This is a genomic window from Salinivibrio costicola subsp. alcaliphilus, assembly GCF_001996185.1.
GTDB classification, from domain to species: Bacteria; Pseudomonadota; Gammaproteobacteria; order Enterobacterales; family Vibrionaceae; genus Salinivibrio; species Salinivibrio costicola.
Window position 1 is genome coordinate 32,357 of the sequence record NZ_MUFR01000013.1, and the last position, 22,036, is coordinate 54,392.

The 22,036-nt window shown below is 49.0% G+C and carries 16 protein-coding genes; 7 read left to right on the forward strand and 9 right to left on the reverse strand.

Annotated elements, in window-relative coordinates; genetic code table 11:
• The first annotated feature begins 228 nt into the window (after nucleotides 1-228).
• The 4 genes from BZJ21_RS06135 (at nucleotide 229) to yqfB (ending at nucleotide 4,955) form a co-directional block, all read left to right on the forward strand.
• The gene (locus BZJ21_RS06135) at nucleotides 229-627 is read left to right on the forward strand and encodes a VOC family protein (protein ID WP_021023952.1); all 399 of its coding nucleotides are present in this window, start codon (nucleotides 229-231) and stop codon (nucleotides 625-627) included.
• A gap of 194 nt (nucleotides 628-821) precedes the next feature.
• Nucleotides 822-3,005, forward strand: coding sequence for a catalase/peroxidase HPI (gene katG / locus BZJ21_RS06140; protein ID WP_021023953.1), 2,184 nt, complete (start codon nucleotides 822-824; stop codon nucleotides 3,003-3,005).
• A 174-nt stretch (nucleotides 3,006-3,179) separates the two neighbouring features.
• On the forward strand, nucleotides 3,180-4,547 hold the full coding sequence (gene dcuC, locus BZJ21_RS06145) for an anaerobic C4-dicarboxylate transporter DcuC (RefSeq protein ID WP_021023954.1): 1,368 nt from the start codon (nucleotides 3,180-3,182) through the stop codon (nucleotides 4,545-4,547).
• 93 nt (nucleotides 4,548-4,640) lie between these two features.
• The gene (gene yqfB, locus BZJ21_RS06150) at nucleotides 4,641-4,955 is read left to right on the forward strand and encodes a N(4)-acetylcytidine aminohydrolase (protein ID WP_077461063.1); all 315 of its coding nucleotides are present in this window, start codon (nucleotides 4,641-4,643) and stop codon (nucleotides 4,953-4,955) included.
• 79 nt (nucleotides 4,956-5,034) lie between these two features.
• Here yqfB and BZJ21_RS06155 read toward each other — a convergent pair whose 3' ends face one another.
• Genes BZJ21_RS06155 through budA form a run of 3 tightly spaced genes read right to left on the reverse strand, consistent with a single transcriptional unit; the run spans nucleotide 5,035 to nucleotide 8,320 of the window.
• Nucleotides 5,035-5,793, reverse strand: a complete 759-nt coding sequence (locus BZJ21_RS06155) for an SDR family NAD(P)-dependent oxidoreductase (RefSeq protein ID WP_077461064.1) — start codon at nucleotides 5,791-5,793, stop codon at nucleotides 5,035-5,037.
• 26 nt (nucleotides 5,794-5,819) lie between these two features.
• A complete protein-coding gene (gene alsS, locus BZJ21_RS06160) occupies nucleotides 5,820-7,502 on the reverse strand; it encodes an acetolactate synthase AlsS (protein WP_077669363.1) in 1,683 nt (560 codons plus the stop codon).
• A 41-nt stretch (nucleotides 7,503-7,543) separates the two neighbouring features.
• The gene (gene budA, locus BZJ21_RS06165) at nucleotides 7,544-8,320 is read right to left on the reverse strand and encodes an acetolactate decarboxylase (protein WP_077661217.1); all 777 of its coding nucleotides are present in this window, start codon (nucleotides 8,318-8,320) and stop codon (nucleotides 7,544-7,546) included.
• Between the two features lie 180 nt (nucleotides 8,321-8,500).
• On the opposite strand from budA, the gene BZJ21_RS06170 reads away from it, so the two are divergent.
• Complete coding sequence (locus tag BZJ21_RS06170; RefSeq protein ID WP_077669364.1) at nucleotides 8,501-9,394, forward strand: LysR family transcriptional regulator; 894 nt, start codon at nucleotides 8,501-8,503, stop codon at nucleotides 9,392-9,394.
• A gap of 28 nt (nucleotides 9,395-9,422) precedes the next feature.
• On the opposite strand, the gene BZJ21_RS06175 is transcribed toward BZJ21_RS06170, so the two are convergent.
• Nucleotides 9,423-10,478, reverse strand: coding sequence for a hypothetical protein (locus BZJ21_RS06175; protein WP_077576601.1), 1,056 nt, complete (start codon nucleotides 10,476-10,478; stop codon nucleotides 9,423-9,425).
• A gap of 122 nt (nucleotides 10,479-10,600) precedes the next feature.
• Entirely contained in the window at nucleotides 10,601-11,650 is a 1,050-nt protein-coding gene (locus BZJ21_RS06180; RefSeq protein ID WP_077576602.1) for a hypothetical protein, read from the reverse strand.
• Nucleotides 11,651-11,982: 332 nt separating this feature from the next.
• Here BZJ21_RS06180 and BZJ21_RS06185 point away from each other — a divergent pair, with 332 nt between their 5' ends.
• Both BZJ21_RS06185 and BZJ21_RS06190 read left to right on the forward strand, forming a co-directional pair.
• Complete coding sequence (locus BZJ21_RS06185; RefSeq protein ID WP_077669365.1) at nucleotides 11,983-12,765, forward strand: transcriptional regulator; 783 nt, start codon at nucleotides 11,983-11,985, stop codon at nucleotides 12,763-12,765.
• A 339-nt stretch (nucleotides 12,766-13,104) separates the two neighbouring features.
• Nucleotides 13,105-14,595, forward strand: coding sequence for an aerolysin family beta-barrel pore-forming toxin (locus tag BZJ21_RS06190; RefSeq protein ID WP_077669366.1), 1,491 nt, complete (start codon nucleotides 13,105-13,107; stop codon nucleotides 14,593-14,595).
• A gap of 75 nt (nucleotides 14,596-14,670) precedes the next feature.
• On the opposite strand, the gene BZJ21_RS06195 is transcribed toward BZJ21_RS06190, so the two are convergent.
• The 4 genes from BZJ21_RS06195 to BZJ21_RS06210 form a co-directional block, all read right to left on the reverse strand.
• The gene (locus tag BZJ21_RS06195) at nucleotides 14,671-15,228 is read right to left on the reverse strand and encodes a sugar O-acetyltransferase (RefSeq protein ID WP_077669367.1); all 558 of its coding nucleotides are present in this window, start codon (nucleotides 15,226-15,228) and stop codon (nucleotides 14,671-14,673) included.
• A 105-nt stretch (nucleotides 15,229-15,333) separates the two neighbouring features.
• Complete coding sequence (locus BZJ21_RS06200) at nucleotides 15,334-17,796, reverse strand: M9 family metallopeptidase (RefSeq protein WP_077669368.1); 2,463 nt, start codon at nucleotides 17,794-17,796, stop codon at nucleotides 15,334-15,336.
• A 124-nt stretch (nucleotides 17,797-17,920) separates the two neighbouring features.
• Nucleotides 17,921-19,720 (reverse strand): Na/Pi cotransporter family protein, encoded by a 1,800-nt coding sequence (locus tag BZJ21_RS06205; protein ID WP_236719524.1) that lies wholly within the window; start codon nucleotides 19,718-19,720, stop codon nucleotides 17,921-17,923.
• 198 nt (nucleotides 19,721-19,918) lie between these two features.
• Nucleotides 19,919-21,937: a M4 family metallopeptidase gene (locus BZJ21_RS06210; RefSeq protein ID WP_077669369.1), complete on the reverse strand. Its 2,019-nt coding sequence runs from the start codon at nucleotides 21,935-21,937 to the stop codon at nucleotides 19,919-19,921.
• Nucleotides 21,938-22,036: the final 99 nt, after the last annotated feature.

Here is a 22,036-nt window from a genome sequence, read left to right on the forward strand (position 1 = left end):
CTACTATTATCGCTTAGCTAAATGGTTGCATCGGGCTATCGGGAATTAGGGCGACTCAACACTCGGATAGGAACACAAGGATGCAGGTGGGGCGTACCTCGGTTGAGGGCTTGGATGTAAATTTTGCCTGAATGTCCAAATTGGTGACATGCATCATCAACATGCGCCGCATCTGTTTGCAACGCCTGGCCAAGTAGTCGGGCGTTTTAAGCCAAAGGAGCCAACATAATGATTGATAAACATACCGTGATGCGGGTTGCGCGGCCAACTGATAACTTAGCCGATATTACGAATATGTATTGTGAAGGATTAGGTTTTGAGTTGCTCGGGACCTTCTCTGGCCACAATGACTTTGATGGTGCCATTATCGGTCATCCGCATCACAATTATCACCTTGAGTTTACCCACCACCGCGGCACCCATGTTGGACCAGCCCCCTCACAAGAGAATTTATTGGTTTTTTATTTGCCGGATCACTCGGCATGGCAAGCGGCGTGCAAAAAAATCGAAGCGGCCGGATTTACACCGGTTTCGAGTTATAACAGTTATTGGGATAAAGACGGCTGCACCTTTGAAGATCTGGATGGTTATCGTGTGGTGCTTCAAAATCGCGAATGGGCATGGTGAATGTGAGTTAGCGCGTCTCTCATCAGCTCATAAGTTATTGGCTATTAACATTATTGGCATAACAGATTAGCACTTTGTGTGATTGTCTATTAACGTTACTCATGTTTAGTTAGCAATAACTAATGATAGCGTCAGTGCGGCCTAGTCAGGTGTTTTAGCGTTCGCACTGATGGATAAAACATAAGGAGAAAGCAATGTCTCAGCAACGCTCAACGTCGGGCGGTCAATGCCCCGTGATGCATGGTGGCGCAACATCGGAAGAGATGGCACACAAAACCTGGTGGCCCAATGCACTTAACCTCGACATTCTTCATCAGCACGACACAAAATCAACGCCGTTTGATAACGATTTTGATTACCCGTCAGCCCTAAAAACCCTCGATATTGACGCACTTAAAAATGACGTTAAGTCGCTACTTACCGACAGTCAGTCTTGGTGGCCTGCAGATTGGGGACATTACGGCGGATTGATGATCCGCATGGCATGGCACTCGGCAGGGAGCTATCGCATTGCTGACGGTCGCGGTGGCGGCGCAACAGGTAACCAGCGTTTTGCACCTTTGAACTCATGGCCGGATAACGCCAACCTCGATAAGGCCCGTCGCCTTCTATGGCCGATTAAGAAAAAATACGGCAACAAAATTAGTTGGGCAGATTTGATCTTGCTCGCGGGCACGCTGGCGTATGAATCGATGGGGCTAAAAACCTATGGGTTTGCGTTTGGGCGTGAAGACATTTGGCATCCAGAGAAGGATACTTATTGGGGCGCAGAAAAAGAATGGTTGGCCCCAAGTGATGCAGAGAACAGCCGTTACTCTGGCGCACGCGATCTCGAAAATCCACTTGCCGCAGTGATGATGGGGCTGATTTATGTTAACCCTGAAGGGGTAGATGGCAACCCAGATCCGCTCAAAACTGCCCATGATATGCGTGTCACGTTTGAGCGCATGGCGATGAACGATGAAGAAACCGTCGCGCTAACTGCCGGTGGCCATACCGTGGGTAAATGTCACGGCAATGGCGATGCGAGCGTATTAGGACCTGAGCCTGAAGCGGCCGACGTTGATGAGCAAGGCTTAGGCTGGAACAACCACCAAGCGCGTGGCATTGGTCGCGATACGGTCACCAGTGGCATTGAAGGGGCTTGGACTACCCATCCCACGCAATGGGATAACGGCTACTTTTATCTCCTGTTTAACTATGAGTGGGAATTGAAGAAAAGCCCTGCGGGTGCCTGGCAGTGGGAGCCTATCGACATCAAAGAAGAAGATAAACCTGTTGATGTTGAAGACCCCTCGATTCGTCGTAACCCCATCATGACCGATGCCGATATGGCACTCAAAATGGACCCGGCCTATCGCAAAATCTCTGAACGCTTTTATCAAGACCCTGACTACCTGGCAGACGTCTTTGCCAAAGCCTGGTTTAAATTAACGCACCGTGATATGGGGCCCAAGTCACGTTACATCGGCCCAGATGTGCCGAGTGAGGATTTGATTTGGCAAGATCCCGTGCCTGCAGGACGTACCGATTATGACGTGGCAGCGGTAAAAGCAGATATTGCCAATAGTGACCTGACGTTGGCAGAGAAAGTGACCACCGCATGGGATAGCGCACGGACTTATCGCCAATCCGATAAGCGGGGTGGGGCGAACGGCGCGCGGATTCGCCTAGCACCGCAAAAAGACTGGCAGGGGAACGAGCCTGAGCGTCTGGCGAAGGTAGTCAACGTGCTGAGTAATATTGCTCAGAAACACCAGATTAGTCTCGCTGACACCATTGTGCTGGCAGGAAACCAAGGCATTGAAGAAGCAGCAAAAGCGGCTGGTGTGGTCGTCGACGTACCGTTTGCGCCGGGCCGTGGTGATGCCACGCTTGAGCACACTGATGTGGATTCATTCGAAGTACTAGAGCCGGTCGCAGATGGGTTCCGTAATTGGCTGAAAAAAGATTACAACGTTCAGCCCGAAGAGCTCTTGCTTGATCGCGCCCAATTGATGGGACTCACCGCACCTGAAATGACAGTACTACTGGGTGGTATGCGTGTGCTTGGCACCAACTATGGTAGTGCCCCGGAAGGCGTATTTACCGATCGGGTCGGTGAGCTGAGTCATGACTTTTTCGTCAACCTGACGGACATGGCGTATCAGTGGAAACCTGTCGGCCGTAACCGCTATGAGATCATTGAGCGTAATTCGGGGGCAGTGAAGTGGACGGCGAGCCGCGTCGACTTAGTGTTTGGCTCTAACGCCATTTTACGCGCCTATGCAGAGTTCTACGCGCAAGATGATAACCAAACCAAGTTTGTGCACGATTTTGTTGCAGCGTGGGTGAAGGTGATGAACGCTGATCGTTTTGATCTGGTCGCTAAGCAATGATTTAATCGTTACAAATTGTGGTCACCAAGCCGCCTTTCATTGATAGGCGGCTTTTTATTTGTCTTAAATCAAGTCAGGGCTTGGTTGTTGTCGTGCTACAGGCAGGGTTTTAGTACAGTGAGCTGAGTAAATTCCATCCAATTCTTTTATCTTTACCATCTGACGGAGTGAATTATGCTAGAACTTCTCATTGGGCTAGTTGTAACCGTGGCTGTGGGTTACTTTATTGTCAAAGGTTATCGTCCTGCAAGCACTTTGCTGACCGCAGGGATTATATTACTGATCATCACAGGGATATTAGGGCACAGTGTTCTGCCGGCTAAATTAACGTCGACGGGCAATCTTTTTACTGATTCGCTGGAATATGTGAAATACATGCTGCAATACCGTGGTGGCGGCCTCGGGATGCAAATCATGTTGCTGTGTGGTTTTGCGGCCTATATGTCGCATATTGGTGCCAACAACGTGGTGGTGAAGCAGTTCTCTAAGCCGTTGTCGGTGATCAAGTCGCCCTATGTGTTGTTGGTTGCAGCCTACATTGTCGCTTGTTTGATGTCACTGGCGGTCAGCTCTGCAACTGGCTTAGGTGTGCTTTTAATGGCTACCTTATTCCCGATGATGACTGCGATGGGCATTTCTCGTCCCGCCGCGACTGCAGTGTGCGCGTCTCCTGCAGCGATTATACTTTCACCCACCTCGGGAGATGTGGTGATTGCAGCGGAAAAAGCAGGCTTACCGCTCCACGTGTTTGCGGTCGAAACCGTATTGCCGGTCTCTATTTGTGCGATTATTGTGATGGCCGCCGCGGCGTACTTTTGGAATAAATACCTGGATAACAAAGAAAACACGCCGATGGAGCGTGTGGACGTCTCCGAGATAGAAACTCACGCGCCAGGTTATTACGCCGCCTTACCTTTTCTGCCTATCATTGGAGTGTTTTTATTTAACGGTGAAACCATTCCGGGCCTCTATCTAGATATCTACACCATTGTGGTGCTCTCTATCTTTTTAGGTGCGCTCGTCGACTTCGCCACCAAACGTTTTAATGGTCGCAAAACGTTAGAAGATCTGGATGCGTGTTATGAAGGGATGGCGGATGCCTTTAAAGGCGTGGTGATGCTGTTAGTCGCTGCAGGGGTATTTGCACAAGGCCTTATGTCAATTGGTGCGATTGACAACTTACTCGGCTTAGCAGAAAGCGCTGGGGCAGGCGGTATTGCATTGATGATGCTGCTTACTTTACTCACCGTCGCAGCCGCTGTTGCCACTGGCTCTGGAAATGCACCTTTCTATGCGTTTGTTGAATTAGCACCGTCTTTGGCAGCGAAAATGGGCCTAAATCCGGCATTTTTGATTATCCCTATGCTGCAAGCCTCTAACTTAGGCCGAACCATATCGCCGGTGTCTGGAGTGATTGTGGCGACATCTGGGATGGCAAAACTCAGCCCGTTTGAGGTGGTTAAGCGCACCTCGGTGCCGGTCCTGTGCGGGTTAATTACCGTGATTATTGGTACCCTTGTATTGGTGCCGATGATGGCGTAACGTCGCAAGGCATGAAACGCCCGCGTGCAAGTGCTCGCGGGCGTTTTTAATCGTATCGCGCCATAGACCAATACAGTTTTGGAAGCAAACAATATGACTGCCCCGACCAAAATCACCTTTTTCTCCACCTTGACGCCCATGGTGGCCGCCGGTGTTAAAACCATCACCATTCGCGATGAATCTGAAAGTCACTATCAACCCGGTTCGCGCGTCGCGGTACATCAGCTAGAAACTGATCATTATGTATGTGACATTGTGATCGACAGCGTTGCTCCGCTAGCGTTCGAGGACATTAATGCCCGTCATGCTGAACAAGAGGGGATGTCACTTACCGAGCTGAAGGCGCTGATTTTGCAAATCTACCCAGCGCGTCCCCCGTTGTTTGTGATTGATTTCCACCTTGCTTAAACACCCGCTATTTTACTGAGCGGCTCGCCTATAAAAAAACGCCCGATAATACGGGCGTTTGACTACTATGAGTGGTTGATTAAACAATTTTGGGTTGGCCGTCTGATGCTGTTGCACCACCGTCTACGGGCAAATTGACACCAGAGATAAACGACGCATCGTCACTGACTAGAAATGCCACGGCAGAGGCAACTTCCTCTGGTTCTGCTGGGCGTCCCAGAGCGATACGCTCATTAAACTTTTCTCGAACTGAGTCAGGCCAGCCATTGGTCATGTTGGTTTTAACCAAGCTTGGACAGACCGCATTGACACGTACTCCTTGTAAACCGTGGTCCAGTGCCATGGCACGCGTTAGATTCGCGACAGCGCCTTTTGCAGCACAGTAAAAAGCAGCGCCCCAATCACCGCCTAAACCCGATACGGAGGCCGTGTTTACCATAGAGCCTTTTGTTTTAATCAATTCAGGCATTGCATATTTTGCGCAAAAGACTACGCCATCAATATCAACACCAGACACTTTTTCCCAATCGGCTAGAGTGCCGTCAATAACAGAGCCAGGAGTATGCACGCCTGCGTTATTTATCAGTATATCAAGTTGCCCGAAGTGGTTAACAACGTCTTGTATCATTGCTTCTACTGCTTTTGGATCTGACACATCGACAGAGAGTTTCAAGACGCGATCAGCATCGTATTTTGCTGCTGTGTCATCTAGAGCTGTCTTGTTCCAGTCTGCAATCGCAACCTTTGCACCTTCTTGATAGAGGCGGTCGGTAATCGCTGCACCAATACCGTTGGCTGCGCCAGTAATTAACGCCACTTTTTGGTTAATACCTTTCATTGTGTTCTCCGTTTTTGTCTATTGAATTAAGCAAATACCGGATCCATGCTGCCGGCTTCTCGGGGGGCCATCAGCTTAAAGTTGTCGCTGTAGTCCACGGGAATGGCGATAACAGCTGGGCCTTGGGTATCTATGGCTTGTTTAAGTTGGGTGACTAAATCTTCTTGTCGTGTGACCGCATAGCCCTTGGCGCCAAAGGATTCGGCATAGGCTTTAAAATCAATCGGACCAAATTTCACCCCTGAATAACGCTGGTACTTTTTAACTTCCTGCATTTCCACCATGTTATAGGCGTTATCGACCCAGATGATGTGCAGCAAGTTACACTTGAGACGCACTGCCGTTTCTAGCTCCATACTGGATTGCATAAATCCACCGTCTCCGGACACGGACACCACTTTACGGTCGGGGTTGAGCAAGCTCGCGCCAATTCCCCACGGCAAGGCGACGCCCATGGTTTGTTGGCCATTAGAGACCAATAATTGCCGAGAGCGGAAGCAATTAAGATAGCGCGCAATCCAAATATGGAAGCTGCCCATGTCTAAGCACAAGGTGGTGTCTGGAGTGATCACATCCTGCATGGCTTTAATCAAATGCAGTGGATGCATGGCAAAATCTTGGTGTGAACGACTGTATGCTCGAATGGCTTGGCGCTGGTGGGCGACTTCCTCAAGTAAATCAACTGTTGATGCGGGCATCAGCCATTGATGATCGAGCTGCTCGGTGAGCGCATTAAGGGTGGGCTCAATCTGGCCAACGAGCTCCACGCTAGGGCGGTAATAGTGCTCAATTTCTGCTGGTGCCACATCGATATGGACAATATCGGTGTGTTGGGTGTTCCAAAGCTCTGGATCATATTCAATTGGGCCAAAACCAATGGTGACGATCAGATCAGCGTTCGCTAACAAGAGATCACCGGGCTGATTATTAAATAAGCCGACCCGACCCGCAAAGCGCTGATAGTAGGTGATGTCGACGGTACCAGCAGCCTGATAGGTCCCGATGACGGGAAGCTGAGTACGATTGAGTAGAGCGCGAATAGCTGCGGCATTTTCAGGACGGCTGGCTTGTAACCCTAGTAAGAATACCGGATTATGCGCCGCTTTGATTTTGTTGGCCGCTTCGCGGATAGAGCGCGTATCAGCCATCCCTAATGGTGCCGGGAATGAAGGCGCGAGCACGCCACTGTCGACCGGTTGGTTAAGAATATCCATAGGTAAACTCACAAACGCGGCACCCGGGCGACTGCTTTCCGCTGCACGAAAAGCGTTGGCAATGATTTCAGAGGTCGCTGAACCGGCTTGGACTTCGGCACTGTATTTGGTAACCGAATTGAAAATGCTGACGGTATCTAGGCTTTGGTGGGTTTGTTTTTGTTGATCGGCACGTTTCACCGCACCACCTAAAGCAACCACAGGATCGCCTTCAGAATTAGCAGTCGCCAGTCCAGTCACCAGGTTCGTGCAGCCCGGGCCGGACGTTGCCATGGTGACGCCCGCTTTACCGGTTAAGCGGCCAATAACACCGGCCATAAAGGCGCCATTCGCCTCATGGCGGACCGGGATCATTTTGATATTGGTATCTTCAATCGCATCAAAGAGGCGATCAATTTTTGCGCCCGGTATACCAAAAATATACTCGACGCCTTGGCGTTCTAAGTGGGTTGCGACCAGTTGTGCGCCTGTGTCCCAATGCGTTGTTGTTGTCATGTTGGGCTCCTCGTGAGGTTAGCTCCCTATGGGAGGTGATATTATTTTTCTGCTTGTTCGATAGCGGCGTGAATATTGTCTGGTGTTAAGTTCGCGCCCAAAAATTCCGCATTGGTGGGGAGGTCAATCACCAACTTGGAGACGCGGCCGATTTGCAAGGTGCCGCATGCCAACTCGTAGTCTTGGACATGGCCGCCGCCTGCGCGAGTGTCAGTGATAAAGTGCTCGTGATAGCCTGCAACATTGATGCCCTGGGTATATTGCGGGCTACGGAAACCAGCAATTACGCCATTAACGTGATCAAAACGAAATTCTGGCTGGGCACCGATGGCCTCGAGCATGGGCTTGTATGGCGGTGTTTGCTTGGGCACGGTGCGCGTACGCACATGCTCGAAGGCACCATCAATTCGAACGGCACAGAACAGATTGTCACTTGGTACCAGTGTGTCGATTACGTCGTGTAGCTCTTGGCGCGACATGGGATGATCAAACTGTTGTGTAATGTCTGGTTTGAAAAAGGTCATAACGGCGAATGGTGTTTTTTGCTCAGGATCCGCGCGCCTTGCCGAACCATCGCCGCGTAGTTGAAAAATCGTCTGATCAAAGGCGATGAGTTCACCGTCCAATTGGTTAAAGGTCCCTAGGCCAAAGTCGCCATGCTCGAGCAGGTCGGCCATGGTGGTCTCGCCCTCATACACGCCATCAATTAAGGCACTCATCAATGAGGTTTGATAAATCTCACCTTCTCCTGTTTGTTGGTGATGCTTGAGATAGGCGGCGGCGACATGTTCTGCACAGTGGCAGGTTTGGGTGCTCATAAAGCGTCCTTATAAACCGAAGTCAGTTAGGTTAAAACCGAGTCTTGATGATGCGAGGTTGAAGAAGGAGACACCAATACAAATAACGTTGGTTTTGATATCTAAAAGATATGGCACATGGAAAACGTGGTAAGATATTGAATCCAAACAGTTGATAATGCGCAGCATTAAGGCATGACGATGGAGTTTAGGTATTTACGGTATTTCGTCACAGTGGCCGAGTGTCAGCACTTTACGCGCGCGGCTGAGAAACTGGGTATTGCTCAGCCGCCACTGAGCCAGCAAATTAAAAAGCTAGAACAAGAGATAGGTGTGCCCTTATTAGAGCGCCTACCGCGAGGTGTGTCGTTGACACCAGCAGGAGCGGTGCTTTATCAAGATGCGGTAAAAATTCTCAGTCAGTTAGATCAAGCCGTGCAGCGCACAAAGCAGGTTGCCCGCGGGGAACGTAATCAAATACGCCTCGGTTTTGCCAGCTCGACGGTCGTCAGCCAACAAGTGTTAGCGCTGGTGCGAGGGTTACAAGAACATCATCCCGATATCGATTTTCAGCCGGTCGAGCAGCCCATGCCATCATTAGTGGAGACACTTCGTCAACAAGAGGTGGATTTAGCTTTCTTACGTTTGCCTTGTTATGCCAGTGAACATGTGGCGCATACCGCCTTATTTGATGATCCCTTTAAACTGGTTGTCGCGGCTGACCATCCTCTCGCGACATGTCACAGCGTGACGTTGTCACAGCTCGGCAATGATCCGATCATTCTCTTCCCTCGTGATATCGGGCCTGGGCTCCATGACGCGTTATCTGATGCATTAAAAAGCGCAGGATTGACACCATCTTCTGCATCGCTTGCGCCACAACTCCATTCCGCAACCGCAATGGTATCCGCGGGTTTTGGCGTGGCCTTGGTTCCCGCTTCGCTAACCACCCAGTTGAGCGACCACGTGTCTGTGCTGTCGCTGGTAGAGATGCCTTTGAGTAGCCAAGTGGTGCTGGCTTGGCAACGCACGAATACTGCCCAAGTGGTGCGTCGCTGTATTGCAACGGCACGCGAATGGGCGAATGCTCAGTAAGCCACCCAGATCGTCATCGCGTTCAACGCTAACGTGCGGCGTGTTGTAAAAATTCGAGTTGCATACGCTCTTGCTCGGACATTTGATAGGGTGTGTCCGATAATTGGTCAATGTCAAAGACGCCCAATGAATAGGTGTCTTTCGGAGTGATACCAAATTGTGCTCGCTCGCCGGGGGAGCCTGACATGCGTTCAATCACGATATTTTTTAGCTGCCACTGCTTATCGAAGCCGAGTAACGTTTGCTTAAACGCTTTTAATTCAACAGTGTGATCGCCTTCCTGAAGCCGTTTTTTGGTGGTGAGAAACGCAACGGGTTCGTCGTTTTGGGTGAACAGATTGGCGCGAAAACGATAGATTCCGCCCTTATCGACATTAAGTTGTAAAGGGATAATCATATCGGCATCACGACCAAAGACGGGGTTTATTTGCGCTAACTGGGCAATCGGCTGATATAGCCTAAAATCGGCAGTGAGCACATCATGCCCAGAATCAAAGTCTAGGATCGCCTTGAGACGTAACTCCATCGGCCAGCTTTCGTCTGGCTCAATCTGCCATGTGTCTCCCGACACGGTCTTTGTCTCAATCACCTGGTTGGTCCTGACATCAATAATCTCTAAGACGGTTTGATTAACAGGTAAAGAGGCAACCAATGACGCTTGGATCGGCTTGGGATAAAAATAGCGGTATTGACTTAATTTGAGCGCTGCTTTCTCGGTGCCATCAAGTATAGGAACGGGTGTACTGATATGCCGATTCCAGTGCAAATAAGGGCTTTGCGGCGAGGCGATGGGCATTGAATAAGGCGGATGTTGGATTTTTTCTGCATAATCCGATGCAATGTAGCTAAGCGAGTTTCGCATGCTAACCGGTACAATATCTGGCTCAGTGAGTTGGGTTTGTTGTGCGAACGTTGTGACCTCTTCGTCTGTTGTTTGGCTCGATGATGACGCACTCTGTTCGTTGGTACGCACTATCGTGTTGGTCGCCAGCGCCATAGACGCTGGTTCTGGTGTATCAAGCCACAAATAGCCGGTAATGCCGATAGCACTTATCAGAGTGACTGCCAGGATCAGTCTTGTCATTGCAACCCCTAATTAACGTGTAACGAACAAACTATCATGAGTGAGAAAAGTGAAGAAATCCGACAAGCTGCTTCCTCACCATAAAAAAGCAGCTTTGCCGATTTTGTCACAGTGTGTTGTGCTTATTGCGGTAGGGCGTACACGATCTCTGACAATGTGTCACGGTCCGAATCACGGACATATCGATATTTTTTGCCAAACCAACCATCCTTATCAAAGGTTTCAACTGAGATGCGTGATTGATCGCCAAGCTTGAGCTCTGGATCGGTGGCGGTAACTTTACCTCGATGCGCTGACTTAAAGATCGTGAGGTGGCTGTATTTATTCCCCATTAGCAACGGGTAGTGCATGGGGATAAAGCGTCTCACTCCTTTATGGACATAATCTAACTTGCCATCGAACTCAATCGCGGTCGAACAGCTATCAAATGCATCTACATCGGCAGCGCCACATGCAGAATGCGCGGCAACCACACCGTCATCACTGCCTGGAATAAAGGGAGATGTCGCCCCCAAGAAGTCAGAGCCATTGCCAACAAAGCGAATACGAGGGACACGGTTGTCAGGCCAGTTCGATAATTGGCGTGCGTTGGCGACTTTTAAATCGTTCAGAACGCCAATATTGTCTTTGTTCGGTAACTGACCCATCCAAAGCGATACCGCTTTTTTCATTGTGTGATTAAGCCAACCGCCTCCCTGTGCCACATTGACAGCAATGTCTGCCATTTCGACACCACCACCGGCACCGGCAAAATCGAAAGTCCCTACAATATTGAGCGGCTCAAGACCTGCGTTAATCAGCCAATTTTCTTGATTATCTAACAGGTAGCGTGCAACCAAATCGCCGGTAGAGTGGGTGACTAAAAGGCAGCCGGACAAACAGGTTTCTTGCTCTGAAAGGGTTTTTAGCGCAGGCCAAAGATAATCGGAGGCGATTTTTCCTTCAATACGCTCATTGGCCGGCCAATCTATACGTGCATCGGCGTACTGCAGCCAGTAATCTTGCCAATAGTTAGCGCCATCTTGCACGACTTGATCGTGATCGGGGCGGCTTTGTAGTTGATCAGGCTGAAAACCGTGAATCAGTACCACCTTATAGGGGCCGATTGCGGCGAAGGCTGAAGCGGAAAATATGGCCGCCAGCATGAGTAATGCGCGATATATATTTTTCATTGTTGTAGCCAACTTGTTTTGAGTAAACACTCAGTATTATATAGCGGATTGTACAATAAGTGCCACAATGATAATTTTTTCATTAATCAGTAATTTGACATTATTGAAAAATATTTGTCTGATTTATTTGTCTGTTTTGTATAGAGAATAGACACTTTTTGGCTATTTATTATCGTTTTTATCCATTCAATGGCTTGTTTTTAGTGTGGTTATTATTTTTTCTATTAATAGATTGGATCTCACTTTTATGTAAAGTGTGATCTTGTTTCTAATTAAAACGTTTACTATCGCAATGAATTATTGAGTTTTTTATAATCAAAAGAAAAAGGCCTATGATTTACTTCGATGCCGTTGCTAGGAAACTCCATCAAGACCACAAATCTACTCGACTTGGCTTCCGAGAAGCCTTGGTACTGGAATGCCTGCTGTTGCATGCGCCTGAGACCGTGTGTAAGCAAACCTTGATTTGTTATGCGTGGGGAAATGAATACATTGGTCAAACATCGTTAGCCAAATCGATCAGTGCGCTAAGACGAAGCCTCATGGCGATTAGCGCGGATCCGACTTTGGTAGTCACCGTACCCAAGCAAGGCTATCGCATGGTCGCTGGCATGGTAGAAACCAAGACTGTCGGCGAGTCACTAACAACCGTAGAGCAAACTAAGATAGCCCCCGTCACGACGAATGCGATAACGGGTCTCTCTGCTGCTGAGTCGAGGCATGATGCTGACAATAAGGCAGTATCGAGTAAACCGATACGCCAGTGTGTCATGATGGCGTTGATGTTATTGGCCTGTGTGGCGAGCAGCGTGTTTGTGGTAGGAAAAATCAATGGCTGGCGTTGGAGTGATGTGGTTCAGCGAGGCGGGCTGATACAGAAACGTGTCGGTAGCCTTTATGTTTTTTACCCTCAAGAAACACGGCTTGACTTTCCTATGGAGCAGTTTTTGAGCCACAGTCAATGTGATTGCCTTATATATGTAGAAAACAGGCACAAGATAGCAACGATGGTTTTTGTATCAAGAAAGACCAACCGTAGTGTGTTTATCCGCTATTCGCCTTTTAATATCAAGCATGCCACTAGTAAAATTGAGCAATTTCTTGCTGAGGCATAAAAATAGAGTATTTGCTTTATTTTTATGAGCCTTTTCGAGTGTGTTTTGCGACATCTTATTATTTAGACTCCCTCTCATAGATATTCTTAACCAAATAATAGAGCCTTAACTCTAATATATATTTTTTTGCTATGTTTTGCGTGATTTTTAGTTCTGAATAAACATCACGTTTTACTTTATGAGAATAAATATGAATTTAACCTAAAGTAATGAACTATAAGGGGAATTTAAATCATCGTTTTTCATTTTGTTTCTATTGTTGGCTATGGAAAGGTCAAAAAGGTCAGCTTTCGAATAGCTGGCAGACTCTAATAACACCTAACAAAAGGAAGACGTCAAATGGCGACAATCTCACGTACAACAACCTTGACTCTCTCTACCATCGCAGTGCTCGTCAGTGCGGGAGTTGCACAGGCGAGAGTCTATCCTGACCAAATTGTGCTTGATACCTTAGGCGATGACCAATGCCGGGCCAACTATCGGCCCTTAACGGCAGACGAGGCGAGTACCCACCGCCACTTTTTGAACGATCGTATGGGGAAATGGCAAATCGCTGGGCTCGAAGGCGATTGGGCGATCATGGGTAGCGGCTATAACGGTGAAATCAAACACTACGGTCAAACGAAAGATACATGGTGTTATCCCATCAATGATAAGGGCGATATTCCGGATTACGCCGCTCAAAGCGTACCAGAAGGGACTGAGCTCGATGTCCAATATTCTCTGGTCAATAATCGCAGTGAATTTGTCAAACCGCTGAGCTATCTCGCGCATTACCTTGGTTACGCATGGGTAGGTGGTAATCACAGTGATTACGTCGGTGAAGATATGAACGTTTGGCGTTCTGGCGACCAATGGTTGATTCAGGGCAATAATGATGGCGGGTGTGATGGCTACCGCTGTGGTGATAAAACCACCATCAAAGTGGATAACTTTGCTTATACCTTAAATGACAGTGATTTCTGGCATGGTGATGTGGTTGAGTCCGATAAACAGTTAGTCAAAACGATTTCTGCTGTCGCCCGCAACAACCTCGACGAGCCTCAACAAGTGGTCGTTGATCTCAAAGTCGATGAGGCCACTAATTGGTCGAAAACCAACACCTATGGTTTTGCGCAAAAAGTACAAACAGAAAACGAATTTAAATGGCCATTGGTTGGCGATACCAAGCTCACTATCTCGTTTGAGGCGAATCAGAGCTTTGCCAACAGTAATGGTGGATCGAGCAGTGAGCAGGTGACCTTACAGGCGCGTCCATTTGTTCCGGCGAAATCAGAGATCCCTATTCGCGTTGAACTTTATCGGTCGAGCATTTCTTACCCGTATCGTTTTGGCGCCGATATCAGCTATGACGTGATGTTTGACGGCTTCTTGCGCTGGAGCAGTAATGCGTGGCATTCGCACCCTGACAATCGTCCTACTTCACGACATACCTTTACCATAGGGCGCAGTAGCCAGCCTGAGCACGATATTGCTTACCAGTGGCATCACCGCTACATTCCTGGCGAAGTAAAATGGTGGGACTGGAGCTGGGCGATTGAAAAATATGGTCTAGAAAGCATGCAGTGGGCAACAGGGAAAAGCCTACGTCCGTTCTATTCCTACGTGTCGGGTGATTTTTATGCGGAATCCCAGTATGCAGGGACCATTGAACTTGGCCAAGCGAAGCCGATTGGCAAAACGGCTTCCTCTCGCGTCAAGCGCTCTATTTCGCCAATGACTACGACGGGCGAAGCGAATGGGGTAGAATTGATTTCTAACTTTGACTCCGATGAACTTGCGAGCCTCGGTTTCGACAATGCCGAATTGACCATCAAACCTGTGAAGTAAGCAGGAAGACCAAGCTGTCAGTAAAGAGGTCGCTCCCAAAGGTGCGGCCTTAATTGATTAGCCAGATTCATTTTTCTATCTATTGCCATTAAGTGCCTTTAGGAAACGTGCAGGGGTGCCGCCGTAAAGACTGTCAGGTGGCACGTCGTGTTTAACCACCGCATTGGCGGCGATGACGCTGCGCGCCCCGATAGTGACCCCTTGACAGATCACCACATTACCGCCAATCCACACATCGTCTTCTACCACAATGGGTTGGCACCATGTCTCCCATGCGCGGCGGCTTTGATAGTCGAGGGAGTGGGTAGGGGTGTAGAACTGCGTATTGGGGCCAATCAGCACATGGTTGCCAATCGTGATCGGTGCACCATCCAGCATAGTGACATTCATGTTGATTAAGGTGTTGCTGCCAACCTCAATGGTCTCGCCAAACTCACAATGGAACGGAGGTTGAATGACCGAACCTTCGCCGATGGTACGTAATAACGTGATAAGCAGTTGCTTTCTTGTCGTCGTATCTAGGCTTTGATTGAATGCTAATAAGGTTCGTGTGGCATGGTCTCGCCTGATATCAATGGATCCATCGCTGTCATCAAACACAAGCCCTTGGCACATCTTTTCCCATTCGGTCATTATTTATCTCCTTATCAACCCCAAAACGACGGATGTTGCAGTTCTAGGTGACGTAAAAAAGCGCCACCTAGGGTAGCGCTTGATAATATTATCGTTACTTAGTTACTATTGAAAGTAAACACGAACATCGGTTTGGCTCCGGCTGCCGTCGCCAGCGAGTAGCAAGTACAAATGTTGCTGGTTGCGTAAGTCGATCTCAATGTATTGATTGCTGCCGGGTCTTTCAGAGGCTGCCTGATTTTGCGCTTGCGTTGGCCAATACTCTTCAGCCGCAAACACGTTCAAATCACCTGTATCACCGTCTGCCATGACCCACACTTGCGCTTTGGTTGCGCCTTCAGGCACGTCGGCATACAGGTAACGGCGTTGATAGACGCTGATGCTATTGGGACTTGCGACGTTAAGCTGAGCCGGACGCAAGTCATCGGTGCCAGCCGGTGTTTCAGGCTGTGGCTCTGGCGTTGGCTCGGGATCGACTTGGCCTTCCGCATTTACCGCGACAGTGACATCGGTAAAGTCCCCGCGTCCGGTGACACTTAAGGTATACCGGCCTGGCTCCACATCGTTCAGGGTCACGGTTTCATTACTGGTTTGGTTCCACTCGGTGGTGTCAAAGTCATAATAGTGCGCCTGGCGGTCTTTGGCGACGTAGAGATCAGCATTGCCTTGGCCCGCGATGCTAAAGGTAAGCGCAGTGGCGGCACGGTTCAGGTCGATCTGATAGAGATGTTCACTGTATGCCTGCCCGCTAATGGTGACGGTTTGTCCCAGGGATAGGGTTGTAACGTCTGGGTGCTCAGGCTCAGGCTCAGGCTCAGGCTCGGGGTCAGGATCTGGATCTGGATCTGGACGAGGAGGCTCGCCCTCTGAACTATCCAGCGTCGTCAGCCATTGCGAAAATGCGGGGCCATATTGTTCACCATACTCTTTGGCTAAGCTTGCCCATTGTTCAAATTGTCCAGTTCGTCCGGCTGCGAGCAACGCATCTACCGCTTCTGGGTGCTTTTCAAACAAGAAGCGTACGGCCAAATACCCCCAACGATACACACGATTAACATCATGTTGGTAGGTGGTAGCAAACACGTCACTGAGTGAATAACCGCCTTCTTTGCCCAAGTGAATTGCTTCGGCATAGTCATCGCCATGAGCCATGTATTCAGCAAAGCCTTCCAGCCACCACACGGTATGACCATGACGCAGCACGTCGTTGAAGTCGCCGTACATGTTAAAACGACCATCAAGATAATGAACGTACTCGTGTTCGAGGTTCCAAATGGAGAGCGATTTCCCCTCGTCATTGCGGTAGGCAATAAAGCGAGCTTGGTTGTCAGGGCTTGCTGGGTCGCCCTCTAAGTACTGGCCGCCGTTATCGGTCGAGTTACCAAACAAGAACGATGAATAGGTTTTGTAGTCCGACGGGTTATCAAATACCACCACTTCAACACTGTCGTTTAGATCATCAGCCACCGCTTGATAACCGGAGCGAACGGTTTGATGAAATGCGTTTTCTTTTTGATGCAAGCTTTCACAGGCTTGTTGAGACTGCGCTTGTGTCATGCTTTGTGAGCGGATCACGGCAGGACCATCACATTGATAACGATAGGGAACGATTTTGGTGGCTAACGTCGATTTGGCATCGATGAGGCCTAACTCCTTCATTTTATCTGGGGCAAACGCATCGACCATTTCAACCAGTCCGACCCAAACGGCATCGTTGGCGCCACCCAGAGGAAAACGAGGCAGAAGATCACGGTAGTGGGTTAGAACCCGTGCACGGATACTTGGCTGAGGTGCCATGAGTAATCGGCCCATCTCGCGGACTGTATTCGACACCAATAAAGCACCGTTTTCAGTTTGTGATAACTGAGGATTATCAATGACAAACTGGTAGAGACGATCGATCAAAGACAAGTCAGCTGCAAGCACATCGTAGAAGGCTTGACGCGATTGGTGACCTGCCATGGCGACAAATAGATTGTTCAGCGCGTTGACATAGCCACGCTCTTGTAAGCGCGCTTGATTCAGGTTTTCCAGCAGTCGCAGTTGTAGGTTAAAGGTTTGTGGTAATTGCTTAATGCTATCGGCCATCAACGTCAGGCCATGTAATGCATCGGTTTGCGCACGGCCATCTTCGGTTGCAAAAGGGGATTGTAGAAACTGGACGATGGTATGCGCCAATGCTTTATCAAGCTTATCAGAATAATCAGCTTGGTCTGTGTCACCATAAAAGCGGACGTAATAAGCTGCGCGAATATATTCAGTGAGGTTGGCGATTTGGCGTGCTTGCGTTGCTTGACCTTGATATTGCGTGACGGTTTGCTCTAGTCGCTGAGCGACTTTGCGGACAAAGGCTTCTTGGTAAACGGAATCATAACGGCTTGATTGGGTATCGTACCAGCTTGTAAAGCAGCTGCGATCCGCATTCGCAATCACTTGGATAGGGCTAGCACTGGCTGCTAAATCGGCGACCTCGCATGACTCGCTAGCCCATGCACTGGTGCTACTTAGCGCGGCAAGCGCGATAAGTGCCGAAAGAGGCTTGGGACGGGAAGGAAATTCATAAGACATTTCAAGCTCCTAGTTTAATTTGGGCGGAGCTTTTATAACGATTTTCTCGATATTTTTGGCGAATTAAGCCCAAATATTAGGGCTTAGTTCCACTTTGTTTTTTTTATCAGCTACTTATTTATCATTACGTTTCTTTTTCACGCAGGTGCAACTTGGCAATACGTTTGGTCACGGTATAGACGCGCTTGAGCGATTCGGTCCACTCCATTTCAATACTAAACAGTTGAAGACGATTGGGGTTATGCTCGACCAAACGCTCTGCTTGATGAGCCAGTACTTTATCCAATAGCGCGTTAAGGGTACGTTTGGTGTTTAGTACCCGCTTAGCCCGTTGCGTATCCCCACGTCGAATCGCATTCACGCTATCAAGTAACGCATGCGTCACCTTATCTTGGATTTCATCAAGCGTTGATTGCATTTCAGGGCTGATGCTAATCTCCGCATGAAGTGATTTATCCATGATGGGAACTAAGGTGTCTTCAATCAGATCCGCAATGCTTTCGAGTTGGTCGGTCACACTGATCAGCATGATTTGACGATCACTTTGTACCTGTGAAAGTGGCTCTTTACGCAGTCGTCCTAAGTAAAACAAAATATGCCCATGTAGAATATCTACTTGTTGTTCTAGAGTCTCTATTTTCCCCAGCGCCTCCACGGCTGCGCTTTGCTCTTGCTGCGTGGCCAGTTTTGAGGTTAGAGGCGGTAGGGCATTCATCATGTTGCAAACTCTACGCCCAACGCGACCTATCTCAAGCTGTGCCTGGTCCATGGCAATGTCTGGCGTCATCAATAGTTCTTTCGACAAATATTTCGGTGCGACAATCGGCCGTTCGCTGATCGTTGGTTTAGGCGTTTTCGGTATGATTTTTTTTGCCAGCCAAACAAATCCTCCCACGAATGGCAGCATCACTAGCGTATTCACGACGTTAAATAACGTATTCGCATTCGCGATTTGGCGCGGGAGCTCAGCTCCTAATCGTTCAACGCCGGTTAAATTGGGGTGAATCGGCGAAAGCGCGACACTCCAATCACTGAGCGTGCTGATCATTGGCAACCAAATAAATACGCCAATAATGTTAAAGAGAATATGAACACTGGCGGTTTGCTTGGCTTCGCGAGATTTGCCGATGGCGGCCAATAATGCGGTGACGCACGTCCCGACGTTAGCCCCCATGGCAAGTGCGATCCCACTTTCCAACGAAATAAAGCCTTGTCCCGCTAATACGATCACAATCCCGGTGGTGGCCGACGAGGATTGTACTAATGCAGTAAACAAGGCTGCAAGCAAGATAGCGAGGAAGGGGTTTCGCATTTGGGCCATGGCATCAATAAATGGCTGATAGCCGCGCAGGGGTGACATCGCCTCACTCATCATATTCATGCCCGTAAAGATGAGACCCAAACCAAACAGCATCTTGCCGTATTGCTTGGTTTTATCGGCCTTGGCGGTAAATTGAATAAAAAAGCCAATAGCGACCATCAGATACGCGGCTTGGGTGATTTTAAAGGCCACAATCTGGGCCGTTACCGTGGTGCCAATATTGGCACCCATGATCACGCCTGTTGCTTGTGTCAGAGACATCAAACCTGCAGAAATAAAGCCGATTAATAGCACTGTGGTGACAGAGGAAGACTGGATGGTTGCGGTCACACCGGCTCCTGTGAATACACCAGCCACCCGGTTAGTCGTTAGTCGCGCTAACAAGGATTTGAGCCGACTCCCTGCGGCATTTTTAAGCGCATTGGACATCTTATCCATGCCGTATAAAAACAGAGCAAGACCTCCGAGCAGCCCCATGAGCATGGTCGGGTAATGAATCGACGATGTGTTTGCCTCAGCGGCCCAGACAGCGGTAGGGATGAGGAGAAGGAGCAGCGCGAGGTGATGCCAGCGTCCGATTGTGGGAAATACCTTTTTTTGCATCCAATCTATCCATAACTTAATTGTTACCAATAATCATTAACATAGATGTAATAAATCAGTAATGCGAGAGATAGGTACCATTATCGGCGAGAATCGCGCGGGGATCACAATACGTCATCGCTTCACTGGCAAGGGATGGGGCGCATGATCAGTAACAGACAAATGAAGCGGCTGGCATGATGCCAGCCGCCATGGAAACTAGCCTTGGCAACGACCTTGGTAGCGCCAAACCCATTGGTTGGACATAGGATCAATGCCCCAATTGTTTTGTGAGGCTTGGAAAAAGTGTCCTTGATACTGAACCTGTACGCCGGCCGAGTAATAATTGTATTGACTCCAGCTAGGCATATTGGCGCAGCGATTTTTTTCTACACCGCGGTCATCAACCCGGGCTAAGACATTCGTGGTGTAGTTACCATTACTGGTTACCGTGACATAAATGTCTTGGCCTTGAACTTGGCTAAAGCCACAATACTCATCGTTGCCCGAATTGGTTGAACGACAGTCATGATCATTCGCGCTTGCCGGGCGACCGACAGCGGCATATAAATCGACATCGCCTTGGCCGCGATAGGTTTGTAACCAAACCGTACCGCGTGGTGCGGATTGAACCACAAACTGCTGTGCGCTTCCCGCTGTGCCTTGAATTTGCACGGGCTGCTCTAAGGTGAGCGGTTTTAGCTGCGGCTCGGGTTGTGGTTCAGGCTCAGGCTCAGGCTCTGGCGTCGGTGTGCCACCGCCACCTTGGCAGTTTTGCATCTCGATACCGACTTCTGCAAAGGCCTGACTCACTGCCCCCGCAGGGTAGTTAAGATCTTTAGCTGCTTCGCAAACCCCATTCGCGCCTTGTTGGAAGCTCGCGTTAGGACGCCAGTAAAGTTGGTTAGCAGTTGCAAATGCGCGGAAGGCCTTTTTGATATTCCACTGTTCGCTGGTGGCCAAATGATAAAAGGCTTTGTTATAAATCCCCGAGCTTAAGTGGACATCAATGCCTTGATAGTAACGATCAACGTGACCAATAGAGCGACCGTCTTTACTGGGGTTAATGAAATAACGCATGGCTTCGCTATGCTTCATCACATCTTCACCCATTTTCCAGTTAAAGTCGCCGAATACATACTGGCCTAGCGCTGCGGCAGCGATATCTGAAAAGGCTTCATTCATGCCACCAGACATTCCGCGATACTCTAAGCCAGAGTTTTGCTCGGTAAAACCATGACTGACTTCGTGTGCAATCACATCCCAAGTGGTAAGCGGGTACATGCTGCGATTTCCGTCACCAAATGTCATCTGGCGACCATCCCAAAACGCATTACCGTAGCCTTGACCATAGTGAACACGCATTGTGAGCTGCTGGCGAATAGGGCGAACACCTAACCAATCTTGATACATGTTGAAAACTTGCTGACCAAAGTACTGCGCATCATTCATCGGGGCATAGGCGCCGTTGACTTGGCGATAGGTATTTTGAGGGCAATTAAATTGATGAACTTGTCCGCCCCATTCACGGTTGTTCATATTAATGGTTTTCACGTCGGGGCTGTCCATTTGGCAGCGACTATTCACTTGGAATCCACCGAGCTGCGTGTTCGGACCAAAGTTAAACCGACCACTTTTTTGGTTCCCTCCTGGGCCACTCGCTTCTAGGTGAGCGATGCCTTCCCAGCTATCTAAAACAGTGCCGGATTTCGCATCGATAATTTTAATCGGGCGTGACGGATGGCCATTATCGCTGGCTAAATAGTCGACTTTATACACCAGGCGCGCAGTTTGCTGCTCATCAAGCCAAATCAACAACTGTGTGTTCGCATCTGGTTGCTTAAATTGCCGCGCATTTGGGGTAGATTCGCCCTGTGCAATGGCAATAGCCTGTTGCTGATTCAACATCGGCAGCGTGTTGCCAATATCAGACTCAATACCGGTGACGACCTCGCCTTTTACATCCGGCGCAAAATTGCGCGCCGATGTGTTCTCAACCACCGAGTAACCATAAACAGGAATACCGTAATGAAGTTGTTGTTTGCGAACCAGAGATTGGCCACCAATGTTAAGGCGAGATTGCTCTTGGTAACTTAATGAAGAGCCAGTCACCATGGCACTGCGAGATTGCTCAGGTGCGAGTGCTTCGCTCAAATCAATACTGGTCGCATCGACAATATTGGCGGCATAAGCGGGCAACGCAAGTGGAATAAATAAGGCAAGTAACGTTTTACGCATAATATCCTCGTTAGATAGGAAAGATCCTGGTTACTATCCACAGCCATTGCTAGAGTAAAATGTGATTGGAGTCATAGTGTCGATCCGGTTCAAAATCTG

Coding starts and splice junctions, on each gene's coding strand:
- BZJ21_RS06175 (WP_077576601.1), bottom strand. CDS start 10,478: ATGACAAGACTGATCCTGGCAGTCACTCTGATAAGTGCTATCGGCATT.
- BZJ21_RS06205 (WP_236719524.1), bottom strand. CDS start 19,720: ATGCAAAAAAAGGTATTTCCCACAATCGGACGCTGGCATCACCTCGCG.
- BZJ21_RS06210 (WP_077669369.1), bottom strand. CDS start 21,937: ATGCGTAAAACGTTACTTGCCTTATTTATTCCACTTGCGTTGCCCGCT.
- budA (WP_077661217.1), bottom strand. CDS start 8,320: ATGAGCACCCAAACCTGCCACTGTGCAGAACATGTCGCCGCCGCCTAT.
- BZJ21_RS06180 (WP_077576602.1), bottom strand. CDS start 11,650: ATGAAAAATATATATCGCGCATTACTCATGCTGGCGGCCATATTTTCC.
- dcuC (WP_021023954.1), top strand. CDS start 3,180: ATGCTAGAACTTCTCATTGGGCTAGTTGTAACCGTGGCTGTGGGTTAC.
- BZJ21_RS06185 (WP_077669365.1), top strand. CDS start 11,983: ATGATTTACTTCGATGCCGTTGCTAGGAAACTCCATCAAGACCACAAA.
- BZJ21_RS06170 (WP_077669364.1), top strand. CDS start 8,501: ATGGAGTTTAGGTATTTACGGTATTTCGTCACAGTGGCCGAGTGTCAG.
- katG (WP_021023953.1), top strand. CDS start 822: ATGTCTCAGCAACGCTCAACGTCGGGCGGTCAATGCCCCGTGATGCAT.
- BZJ21_RS06155 (WP_077461064.1), bottom strand. CDS start 5,793: ATGAAAGGTATTAACCAAAAAGTGGCGTTAATTACTGGCGCAGCCAAC.
- yqfB (WP_077461063.1), top strand. CDS start 4,641: ATGACTGCCCCGACCAAAATCACCTTTTTCTCCACCTTGACGCCCATG.
- BZJ21_RS06190 (WP_077669366.1), top strand. CDS start 13,105: ATGGCGACAATCTCACGTACAACAACCTTGACTCTCTCTACCATCGCA.
- BZJ21_RS06135 (WP_021023952.1), top strand. CDS start 229: ATGATTGATAAACATACCGTGATGCGGGTTGCGCGGCCAACTGATAAC.
- BZJ21_RS06195 (WP_077669367.1), bottom strand. CDS start 15,228: ATGACCGAATGGGAAAAGATGTGCCAAGGGCTTGTGTTTGATGACAGC.
- BZJ21_RS06200 (WP_077669368.1), bottom strand. CDS start 17,796: ATGTCTTATGAATTTCCTTCCCGTCCCAAGCCTCTTTCGGCACTTATC.
- alsS (WP_077669363.1), bottom strand. CDS start 7,502: ATGACAACAACAACGCATTGGGACACAGGCGCACAACTGGTCGCAACC.